At 62.5% G+C, this 11,160-nt stretch carries 9 protein-coding genes; 3 read left to right on the forward strand and 6 right to left on the reverse strand.

From position 1 onward, the window contains the following. Positions 1-30 precede the first annotated feature (30 nt). Positions 31-2,148, forward strand: a complete 2,118-nt coding sequence (locus OKB77_RS16280; protein ID WP_265776197.1) for an AsmA family protein — start codon at positions 31-33, stop codon at positions 2,146-2,148. Between the two features lie 54 nt (positions 2,149-2,202). On the opposite strand, the gene OKB77_RS16285 is transcribed toward OKB77_RS16280, so the two are convergent. Then, on the reverse strand, positions 2,203-3,111 hold the full coding sequence (locus tag OKB77_RS16285; RefSeq protein WP_139733571.1) for a bifunctional GNAT family N-acetyltransferase/hotdog fold thioesterase: 909 nt from the start codon (positions 3,109-3,111) through the stop codon (positions 2,203-2,205). 51 nt (positions 3,112-3,162) lie between these two features. On the opposite strand from OKB77_RS16285, the gene OKB77_RS16290 reads away from it, so the two are divergent. Then, positions 3,163-3,843, forward strand: coding sequence for a spermidine synthase (locus tag OKB77_RS16290; RefSeq protein ID WP_265776224.1), 681 nt, complete (start codon positions 3,163-3,165; stop codon positions 3,841-3,843). Here the strand turns inward: OKB77_RS16290 and dtd are convergent. From dtd to OKB77_RS16315, 5 genes are all read right to left on the reverse strand, one after another. Further along, on the reverse strand, positions 3,832-4,269 hold the full coding sequence (gene dtd / locus OKB77_RS16295; RefSeq protein WP_005356887.1) for a D-aminoacyl-tRNA deacylase: 438 nt from the start codon (positions 4,267-4,269) through the stop codon (positions 3,832-3,834). The two genes, OKB77_RS16290 and dtd, sit on opposite strands and share 12 nt — an antisense overlap. Before the next feature lie 86 nt (positions 4,270-4,355). Further along, complete coding sequence (locus tag OKB77_RS16300; RefSeq protein ID WP_005340664.1) at positions 4,356-5,228, reverse strand: virulence factor BrkB family protein; 873 nt, start codon at positions 5,226-5,228, stop codon at positions 4,356-4,358. Positions 5,229-5,404: 176 nt separating this feature from the next. Continuing rightward, positions 5,405-6,646, reverse strand: a complete 1,242-nt coding sequence (locus tag OKB77_RS16305) for a malic enzyme-like NAD(P)-binding protein (protein ID WP_199427780.1) — start codon at positions 6,644-6,646, stop codon at positions 5,405-5,407. Positions 6,647-6,900: 254 nt separating this feature from the next. Continuing rightward, on the reverse strand, positions 6,901-8,127 hold the full coding sequence (locus tag OKB77_RS16310) for an aromatic amino acid transporter (protein WP_005355439.1): 1,227 nt from the start codon (positions 8,125-8,127) through the stop codon (positions 6,901-6,903). 169 nt (positions 8,128-8,296) lie between these two features. Further along, positions 8,297-9,730: a DUF2867 domain-containing protein gene (locus OKB77_RS16315; RefSeq protein WP_199427781.1), complete on the reverse strand. Its 1,434-nt coding sequence runs from the start codon at positions 9,728-9,730 to the stop codon at positions 8,297-8,299. A gap of 286 nt (positions 9,731-10,016) precedes the next feature. On the opposite strand from OKB77_RS16315, the gene OKB77_RS16320 reads away from it, so the two are divergent. Beyond that, positions 10,017-11,108, forward strand: coding sequence for a hypothetical protein (locus OKB77_RS16320; protein WP_190973194.1), 1,092 nt, complete (start codon positions 10,017-10,019; stop codon positions 11,106-11,108). The last annotated feature ends 52 nt before the right edge of the window (positions 11,109-11,160 follow it).

The following is an 11,160-nucleotide window of genomic DNA, read 5'->3' on the forward strand; positions in this document are numbered from 1 at the left end:
AACAAATCCCAAAACAGGAGGAAAGCAACCATGAATTCCTGGCTACGCGGCCTGCTCTACACCTTCGCCTTCCTGCTGCTGTTTGTCTGGGTTGCCCTCGGCCTGTTCGACGCCGAGCGCGCCAAAGGCCCCATCGCCAGCTGGATCAGCCAGCAGACCGGCGTGCCGGTCACCATAGGGCGACTGGTGTTCAACCCGCTGCACCCTTACACCCTGCTGGCAGAGCAGGTACGCTACGGCGATGCAGTCTCACTCGACAAGATCTATCTGGAGATCGAGAGCATCGACTGGCTGAGCCGCGACGTGCGGATCGCCCATCTCGATCTGATCCGTCCCGCCATCAAGCTGCCGCTACCCAACCAGCTGCCCAGCCTGCCGGTGCACTCCCTCACCATCAGCGACAGCACCATAGACCGGCTAAGTCTGGAAAGCCCCGAGCTGACCCTGCGCGGCCTCAATGCCACCCTGAGTGACTGGGAGCTGATCGATCCGAAACGGCAACCACAGGCCAACCTGAGCCTCAATATCGGCCAGCTGGAGACCCCGCAATTCACCTTCGCCCGTCTCAACCTGCAAGGACGGCTGGAGGGGGAAGTGCTGCGCACCGACAAGCTGGTGACCAACCTGTTTGACGGTCTGCTGGAGACCGGCATGGTACTGGACTGGCCCGCCCGCACCCTGCAACTGCACGATCTCAAGGCGCGCGGCATGCGGGTGGAGCTGGGAGATCTGACACAACAAGGCTTTCCGCAGCGCTTCCCGTTGCAAAGCGTGTCGCTGGATCGCGGTCAGCTGGACGGCGTCAGCCTCAACGACATCAATCAGGAGCTCTCCTTCAACAACTTCAGCGGCCAGCTCACCGCCTTCAACTGGCAGGCGGGCAGCCAGCCCACCGGCTATCTGAGCGGCACCCTGGGGGACATGGGACGCGGCCTGTTCCAGCTGGAGGAGATCAAGGGCAAGCTCGCTTTCTCCTCACAGCAGATCGATGCCGAACTGCAGGGCAAGGCCTATGAAGGGAAGTTCAATGTCGAGCTCTCCCTCGATACCCAGCAGCAGAAGCTGACCCTGAAAGACGTGGCGCTAAGCGGCATGGATATCAGCCTGCCGCAGGGTTGGTGGCAGGATTGGCAGAGCTGGCGCCCGCAGCAGGTCGATATCCGCAAGCTGGCGTTCGACAAGCTCAAGGTGCTCTCCTTCGACGATACCCAGCCCCTGTCGCTGACCGGCTGGCAGCTCTATCTGAGCGATCTCGCCCTGCGCGATAACCAGCCAGGCCCGCTGCTCGGCCGTGCCCGTATCGAGAGCAAGTGGTTCGAGCTGGTGTGGGATGGCCTCAGCGCCCGCAACGGCGAGCTGGATGGGGAGCTGACCCCCAGCTCCTGGCAACTGGGAAAACTCACCAGCTCGCTGCCGGATGAGGGCACTCTCAGCCTGAGTGGCCAGTGGGGCCGCGAACCGGGCCAGAGCAGCCGCCTCCAACTGCAGGCGACCAAGCTGGATCTGCAGCAATGGGGCAAGATATTCCACTCCCCTGTCTCGTTCGCTGGCAAGGCGGACGTGAGCGCCGATCTGCAAGCCGAACATGGCAAAACGGCGGGCGAGTGGCGCCAGAGCCTGCAGGGCAGCTTTGCCCTCGATGCCGACGAGCCGTTCTGGGACAAGGTGAAGATAGATCCGCTGCTGGATGAGTGGTTCAAGGGAGCGACCCCGCCCACCCTGACACCGGATCAGCTGTGGCAGGCGATGCAGGAGGGTGACACCCCCTTCTACCGCATCAAGCTGCAGGGCAAGATCGACAAGGGGCAGCTGCAGCTCGAACAGGCTGGCGCCTCCACCATCACTCATCTGCTGGCGCTGCAAGGGGGGATCGATCTGGTCAACGAACAGTGGCAGCTCGATCTGGGGATCCTCAACGGCAACCGCTGCGCCGAGCTGCTCGGCCAGTGGCGCGGGCCGCTGACGGAACCCACACTGGCCTGGAGCTTCCCGCAGAAGCAGGACGCCTGCGGCTGGGAAGTGGGAGTACGCTATCCGCCGCAAGGCAACAGCGCCCCGCTCTGGCGACCGGCTCCCGCACCGAAAGCCCAAAACCAGGCCCAAGTGCAGACCCAAGCCGGGCAGACAAGCGACAGCCAGCAAGGGTAAAAACAGACAAGGCCTCATGATGAGGCCTTGTTGTTTGATGGGGAAACGACGCAGTTACTGGCCCGGACGGCGGGGCGGCTGCACCACGTAGTGGCCGCAGAACTCCGCCGCCAGTTTGCTGCCGCTGAACAGCTGGATCTTGAGGCTGAAAGTCGCAGGCTCGCCCCGTTTGAGCGGCTGCAGTACGGCGGGCATCCCCTCGCGGGCCACTCGCGCCTCCGGCTCCTCATCGACCGGGCCATGATATTTGATGGTGCTCTCGGCCAGCACCGGCTCGCCCACCAGCCCCTCCTCTTTAAGCTGCAGCCAGATCAGCCCCCAGCCCGCCAGCACGCACTGGCTGTAGACACTGCCGGCGAACATGCTGCCATGCACGTTGAAATTGGCCGCCAGATTGGCCTTGAGGTGGAAGGTCTGGCCGTCGTAGTGGCTGATGTGCATCCCCATCTTCTCGCTGATGGGTACCCCGCGCGACCAGCGGGTGGTGAGATCCTGACACCACTCCGGCCGATACTGGATAGTCTGCAACGGGCTCAGGGATTTGATCATCTGGCGATGGGGAATCCGGCCAAAGGAGACGGGGCCGCCCCCCACTTCGAGAAAGCCGCACTTGCGATAGAACTCCACCGCCTCCTGACGGGCGTTCATCACCAGCCGTTTCACCTTCTCGCTGCGGGCCAGCTCCTCGAGATCCTCCACCATTCGGGCGCCCAGCCCTTGGCCGCGATATTCGGGCCGCAGCGCCATAAAGCGGATCTGCGCCTCGTCGCCGCCGATAAAGAGGCGCCCCACCGCAATAGGGGTACCATCGGGTGCCAGCATCAGTCGGTGAATGGCGACCGTGTCGTATTCGTCCCGCTCGGAACCGACGGGCAGATTGAAGGGTTTACGCAGAAGTTCCCAGCGCAACTGGTAGTAGGCATCCAGCTCGGCGACTGTCTGAGGGGTGACTACCCGGTACATAGTTTCATCCTTGAGTTACACTGGTCGGAAACCATCTTGCCGTGCAAATTCATGGACTTCAATCTGCAAGCGTACCAAGCCGATCACTTGTTGCACCTCAGCGTCAAACCCCAGCGCCGCCTCACGGTACAGGAAAATGACCAGCACCGCTGGCTGGAGATAGACGGCGTGGTGCAATCCGCCATGTCGCTCGCCGACCCCGCGACCCTCTGTCTGCCCCATCAGCGGCTCATCGCCTGCCTGCTGCCGGAGCGGGCTGAGCAGATCCTCGAACTGGGGCTGGGTGGCGGCGATCTCACTCGCCATCTCTGCCAACGCTGGCCCGATGCTCGCCACGAGTGCGTCGACCTCGACGAAGAGGTGCTGACCGTTTATCAGCAGTTTTTCCAGCATCAGGAGAGCGATGAACGCGCCGCTCCGGCACTCCATCAGGCCGATGCCCTCGCCTTTCTCGAGCAGAGCGAGCAGCAGTACGACCTCATCCTGCTCGATCTCTTCAGTCAGGATGGCAACCCGCTGCTGCTGTTTCAGGAGCGGCTCTACCGGGCGCTGGCTCCCCGCCTCTGCGGCACTCTGGTGATCAACCTGCTGCCGCGCACCGAACTGGAGCTAACCCACGCCCTGACACTGATAGAACAGTGGATTGGCCCCGCCACCCCCTATCCGGTTGCGGGGCTTATCAACGTGATCGTCCACGTCACACCGCGGGACGAAATATCCTCAGACCTGTAGCCAGAAGGTCGTCGGTCCCTCGTTGACCAGCGCCACCTTCATGTCGGCGGCAAAACGGCCGGTTTCGGTCGGGATGCCGCTGGCGGCGGCCTTGGCCACGAAGTAGTCATAGAGGCGCTCGGCCTCGCTCGGGTGAGCACCGCAGGAGAAGCTGGGACGCATCCCTCGCTTGGTATCCGCCGCCAGCGTGAATTGGGAGACAACCAGCAGACTGCCGCCGATCTGGCTGACATTGAGGTTCATCTTGCCCTCCTGATCCGGAAAGATGCGATAACCACTGACCCGATGCAGCAACTTGTCGGCCTTGGCCTCGTCATCCCCCTGCTCTACCCCGAGCAGTACCAGCAATCCCTGACCGATGGCGCCGGTCACCTCCCCCTCGACAGTCACGCTGGCCTCGCTGACCCGCTGAATCAATGCAATCACATCCCTCTCCTTTGAAAACAGAACGACCGCCCCCTCACAGGGGCGGTCGTCGATGCTACCAATAAACCGGTGGCCAAGGCGATGGCTTAGCCAAGCTCCTCACTCGCCGGTTTCTCATATTCACCGAGGCAGGCCGTGGTTTCAGCCCCCAGCAGCACCACCAGCCAGCTGAGATAGACCCAGACAAACAGGATCGGGATGGTGGCCAGCGCGCCGTAGATTGCCTGATAGGAGGGGAAGTTGGTTATGTAGATGGCAAAACCGCGCTTGGCCAGCTCGAACAGGGTCGCCGCTACCAGCGCACCGATAAAGGCGTGGATCAGCCGCACCTTGCAGTTCGGCACCACGGTATAGACCAGCAGGAAGGTGAGCACCGAGAAGAGGAACGGCAAGCCGCGCAACAGCAGATAGCCGATGCCGAACAGGCTCTCGGCGCCAAACAGCCGCAGCGAGAAGATGTAGGAGGAGATGGCGATACTGGCCCCGATAAGCACGGGCCCCAGGGTGAGGATCATCCAGTACATGGCAAAGGCCTGCGCCAGCGGGCGGCCCTGGGTCGAGCGCCAGATGTAGTTGAGGTTCTTGTCGATGGCGGAGATCAGCATCAGCGCCACCACCACCAGCGCCCCAATCCCCACAGCCGTGGTGTTGGTGGCATTGGCGACGAAGCCGTCGATGTACTCCTTGAGCATATCGCCCGCGGTCGGCACGAAGTTGTGGTAGACGAACTGCTCCATCGCCTGTTTGAGGCTCTGGAACACCGGGAAGGCGGACATCATGCCAAAGACCACGGCGATCATCGGCACCAGTGAAAGCAGGGTGACATAGGCCAGATAACCGGCGGTAACCGTCAATCTGTCCTGCTGGAAACGGCCCCAGACAAACTGGGCAAAGTGGCGGCCATCATGGCGCAAGAAGGAGAGGGCGTGGGCCAAACGGCCGCTGACAGGCTGCTGCATCTTGATTCTCGTTAGCGTCATAGTGGCAATATTGTGTCAGAGGAGAGCGCTGTTTGACCACCTTTGCACCCGATTTGCCTCCATATGCCCCAACCTGTCGCCCGGCTGGCGTCTCTGGCTGTCGCCAGAAGCAGAAATAAAAACGGCCCCGCTATGGGGCCGTTTGCAACGCCGGATTACAGCATGTAGTCCGCGGGCAGCTCGATGCGGGCAACGCCGGAGGCCACCGCTGCCAGCGCCACGGCGCGGGCTACGCGCGGCAGCAGACGGGCATCCATCGGCTTGGGAATGACGTAATCCTTGCCGAAGGCGAGCTCGCTCACCCCGGCGGCGGTCAGCACCTCGGCGGGCACCGGCTCCTTGGCCAGCGCACGGATCGCCTCGACCGCAGCAATCTTCATAGCATCGTTGATGCGGCTGGCTCGGGCGTCGAGGGCGCCGCGGAAGATGAAGGGGAAGCAGAGCACGTTGTTGATCTGGTTCGGGTAGTCGGAGCGGCCGGTGCCCATGATGAGGTCGCTGCGTACGGCGTGGGCCAGCACAGGCTTGATCTCCGGGTCCGGGTTGGAGCAGGCGAAGATCACCGGGTTGGGCGCCATCAGGGCGACCGCTTCGGCGGGCAGCACATCGGGGCCGGAGACGCCGACAAATACATCAGCCCCTTCGATGACATCCATCAGGGTGCGCAGCGGAGTCTCGTTGGCGAAGCGCTGCTTGTACTTGTTGAGATCGCTGCGGCCGGTGTGGATAACACCCTGACGATCCAGCATGAAGATGTTGTGTGCTCTGGCGCCACACTTGATCAGCAGATCCATGCAGGCGGTGGCGGCAGCCCCCGCCCCCATGCAGACGATGCGGCTGTCACTGATCTGCTTGCCCTGCACTTCCAGCGCGTTGAGCAGCCCGGCGGCGGTGACGATGGCGGTGCCGTGCTGGTCATCGTGGAACACCGGAATGTCGCAGCGCGCGATCAGCGCCTCTTCAATCTCGAAACACTCCGGCGCCTTGATATCTTCCAGATTGATGCCACCGAAGGTATCGGCGATAGCCGCCACCGTGTCGATAAACTGCTGGCTGGTCTCGTGCTTCACCTCGATGTCGATGGCGTCGATACCGGCGAAGCGCTTGAACAACAGGGCCTTGCCCTCCATCACCGGCTTGGAGGCCAGCGGCCCCAAATTGCCCAGACCCAGAATGGCAGTGCCGTTGGAGATGACGGCCACCAGGTTGCCCTTGCCGGTATAGCGGTAGGCATCGGCCGGGTTGGCGGCGATCTCGCGCACCGGCTCGGCAACACCCGGGCTGTAGGCCAGCGCCAGATCACGGGCGGTTTCGGCAGGCTTGGTCAGGGCGATGGCAATTTTGCCCGGTACGGGCTGGGCGTGGTAATCGAGTGCTTCTTGACGCAGATCGGACATGGGGGACCCCGATGTGGTTGGTGCAAATGAGGTGCCGACAGGGGGCACGCAGAAGGGCGGGGATCATAAAAGAAAGCGGTGGACATGCCCAGCAGATCATGCTGCCATCAGCCAGATCAGACCAGTTATTTCAGCACCTTACCCCACCCACACCTACCACTTTAGTTATAGATCCTGCTATGTGGGGTAAAAATGGAGCAAAAAGGGCGGCAAGTTGGCCTTGCCGCCCTTTCTGTCAGTGCTGTAGACCTGACTCAGTTGCCCAGATAGACCGGCAACAGATTTGCCATCGACAGGAAGTGGAACAGCGCGGTCGCCAAACCGAACAGGATCAGCAGCCAGGCCATCAGCTTGCCGCCGGGGGTGACGAAGTGGGGTGTCACTTCGCCCCGCTCGGCCCGCGCCCGGGTGCGCAGCACCAGCAATGCCGGGATGATGCAGGTCCAGATGGTGGCGGCGGCACCGGCATAGCCGATGGCCAGCAGGAAGCCGAACGGGAAGAGCAGGGAGAGCACCAACGGCGGCAGGAAGGTGACCGCCCAGGTCTTGCAGCGACCGGCGCGGCTGTTGTCGAACTTGAACAGATCAGCCAGATAGTCGAACACCCCGAGCCCCACCCCGATAAAGGAGGAGAGAATGGCCGCCATGGAGAAGCCGTTGATGGCGCTGGCCACCTTCTCCGATTCGATCACCCCTGAAAGCGCGGAAAGCAGCACACTCACGTCACCCCCCTTGGCAATCACGGGAGCAAAATCCTGACGGGGCAGGTTGCCGAAGATCCCCAACAGCCAGAGTACGTAGAGCGCCAGCGCGATCAGGGTTCCCCCCAGAATGGCCCATCTGGCCTGCTGCTCGTTCTGGTAGTAGGCACGCAGGGAGGCAACAGAGTGGTGATAACCAAACGAGGTGAGCGCCACCGGCAGCATCGCCATGGCATAGGGGGCGTAGCGACTCTCGCTGCCCGCCAGATCGAGCAGGGTCGGCAGCTTGATACTGCCGAGCAGCCCGGCCACCCCGAGGGCGAAACTGAGGATCATGAAGGCGATCAGTACCACCGAAATACGGTCAACAGCGCGAGTCGAGTGCCACACCACCGCAGAGAAGAGCGCCACGAACAGCACGGACGCGAGCTTGCTGTCGATCCCCAGAATGCCCTGCAGGATGGCACCGGAGGAGGTGATATAGGCGTAGAGCAGAATGCCGCCAACAAAGTAGACCGAGAGGTTGTTGAGGAGATTGAGCTTCTCCCCCAGCAGCTCGCGAGTCACGGTATTGAAGGAGACCCGCATGTCGTGGTGCTGGAAGGATTCCAGCAGCATCCAGCCGGAGAGGGTCATCATCACCATGGTGACGGTCAGCGCCAGCACCGACCAGAGGGTCCAGGCCCCCGCCCCCGAACTCGGCAGACCGAGCATGCCAGCTCCCACGCAGACGCTGGCAATGATGCAGGCGCCCCCCAAAATTGACGGTTTTTTCTTCATAATCCCTTCTTTTTCTGACTGATTATCTATCCGCGGTAAACAAGACCGCGGCATGATGCCAGCCTTTGCCATGAGACGCCTACCACTATCTGCCATAACCGGGCATGGCCGCCGCATAAAAAGTGCCCCGAACGGGGCACTCTATCAGCGGGGATGGTGTGAATAGGGGTTAATCCATCACCGGGATACCTGCCCTCGCCTCAGCCTGACGGGCGATGGCCTCGGTCATCCCCTGAAAAATGAAGAGGTGGAACGGCAACATGGCGAGCCAGTAGGCCAACCCCCAGGCGCCCTGCGGGTGCCAGTGAGCTGTGACCCGGATGCGGGTCAGGCCAGATTCCTCCGGCAGGATGTTGAACTCCAGCCGCCCGACGCCCGGGGCCTTCATGTTGAACAAGAGATCGAGCCTGCGCCCCTCATCCACCCCGAGGATCTGCCAAGAGTCGAGCATGTCACCCTTCACGAAGCGATCCGGATTGGTGCGACCACGAGTGCGGGCCGGGCCGCCGATCAGATGATCCATCCATTCGCGCACCACCCACAGCTGGTTCATGTAGAAGTAGCGCTGCTCACCCCCCAGCTGCTGCAACACCTGCCACACCACCTCGGGCGAGGCGAGGCAGATGGCATCGCCGCTGGCGGTGCGGTCGTAGAAACCATATTCGGGATGGCGCCAGCGCAGGCCGAGCGGCGTCTCCTGCCCCTGCTGCTCGGCACCCAGCTTCTGCTCCAGCGCCAGACTCTCCGCCAGCGCCTCGTCGAAGCTGAGCAGGGTCTGTGGCAGCAGGGCACGCAGCGGGCCGTCATCGGCCGGAATATCGTGCTTGAGACCGCCCACCAGCGCCTTGGCCACCGGCTGCGGCACCGAGGTGACAAACTGCAGCCACCAGGCGGAGAGACGCGGACTCAAAAACGGGATGGGAATGATAGGGCAACGCTTGCCGATATGGGCGGCGAACTTCTGCAACTGCTGTTGATAGCTGAGCAGTTCTGGGCCGACCGCATTGAAGATGCGGCCATCCACCTCGTCGGCTTCCACCAGCCCACCCAGATAGTGCAGCAAGTTGGAAAGCGCAATCGGCGGCGTACGCGAGCGCACCCATTTGGGTGTCACCATCAGCGGCAGGTTGAACACCAGATCCCGCATCACCTCGAACGCCGCCGAGCCGGGCCCGACAATGATGCCGGCACGCAGCTCCACCGTAGGCACACCGGATTCGCGAAACAGCTCGCCACAGTGGCGGCGGGAGTTGAGATGGCGACTGTTGCAATGCTCCGGCTGGATTGCCCCGAGATAGATGATGCGGCGCACCCCGGCGGCGCGGGCGGCGGCAGCAAAGTTCTTCACCCCCTGCTGCTCCAGCCGGTGAAAATCGGCCCCCGCCCCCATGGCATGCACCAGATAGAAAACGGTATCTATGCCCGCCAGCGCAGGCAGCAAAGTGATGGGCTTGAGGCTGTCGGCGAGGCGAAACTCGACTCCCTCAGGCAAGCGGCAGGGACGGCGCGCCCCGGCAATCACCTTGTAGCCCAGGGTTTGCAGGTGGGGCACCAGATAGGAGCCTATATAGCCCGCCGCTCCCATCACCAGACAATTACGCATGAGTGAAGCCCTCAACATCATTGATGCAAGGGGCGCCAGACAGGAATCCACCATAGCCCGCCACGTCCATCACCAGACAATTTCTCATGTAATTCTCCCTATCCTCACCGATGCCGCTTGTCAGCCAGAGTGCGCCGCGTTACCTGAAAATGTTCAACTACAGCGCCACCATCCAGTCTCTTGCCATCCTGCCACGCCACCACCTTGCAACCTAGTACTAACCACCTCCCTGATTAGTCCGATTTGGTGTTAAGCCCTGCTCACTAACCGGTCGATAACTGACCAGATGTATAGCGCCGAGGGCGAATGTATGCGCATCGATCACTACGACCTCCAGGGGGAGGTGCAATACCGGCAACAACAGGCCCAGAGCCGCAAGGTGCGCAACCTCGGGCCAGTGCCACCCGCCGTCAATCCACCGGAGGGCAACAACACGGCAGTGGCCGGCGAACGCAGCAGCACTCTGACCCTCACCAGCGCCCTGACGCTGCAAACCGCGAGGCAATCAGCCGCCAGCCAGCAAGCGGCAACACCTCCCGCCCCGCCCGCAGCGGAAGTCGGCAAAGAGCAGGATGGCATTCCCGACGATGGGCTGGATAACCGCCAGCGGCTGATCAAGCTGATGATTGAGGCGATGCTGGGCCACGAAATCGAGCTGCCCAAGCCGATCAAGCCCACCGAAGAGGGGGGCGAAGGGGTGACCCAAGGAGAAGCAGCAGCTCAGGCCGCCGAGCCGGATCAACTGGTGGAGGTGACAGACACCCTGCTGCAACAGGAGCAGCTCAACGTGGTGGCATCGGCCAGCGTAGCGACTCGGGATGGTCAGACTATTCAGCTCGATCTCGGCTTTGTGCTCGACTGGCGCCAGCTGGAGGTGAGCCAGCGGCGCACCACCCTCAATGCCCTCAAGGATCCGCTGGTGCTCAGCCTGGACGGCAAGATAGCCGGCCTGACCGACGCCCGGGTCAAGTTCGACATCGATCAGGATGGCAAAGAGGACAGCCTGCCGGGCCTGAGTGAAGGCAGCGGCTTCGTGGCGCTGGATCGCAACGGCAACGGCACCATAGATGACGGCGGCGAGCTGTTCGGGGCCCGCTCCGGCAACGGTTTTGGCGAGCTGGCGACCCTGGATGAGGATGGCAACGGGGTGCTGGACGAGCGGGATAGCCAGTTCTCGGCGCTGCAGTTCTGGCAGCCGGAGCAATCCCCCATCGCTCTGGTGGAGCTGGGGATCGGCGCCATCCTGCTCCATCCCCTCGACACCCCCTTCAACCATCTGGGGGAGAGCGGCAATCAGGGGGTGCTGCGCCAGTCCGGTCTCTATGTAACCGAACAGGGCAAGGGCGGCTGGGTGCAGCAGATCGATCTGCGGGTCTGAACCCGGCACCCGCATGGCAAACCCGGTCGCTGACGAAGCCCGTCAGCGACCG

The sequence above is a fragment of the Aeromonas sp. Y318-3 genome (genome assembly GCF_027706185.1).
Lineage (GTDB): Bacteria > Pseudomonadota > Gammaproteobacteria > Enterobacterales > Aeromonadaceae > Aeromonas > Aeromonas veronii.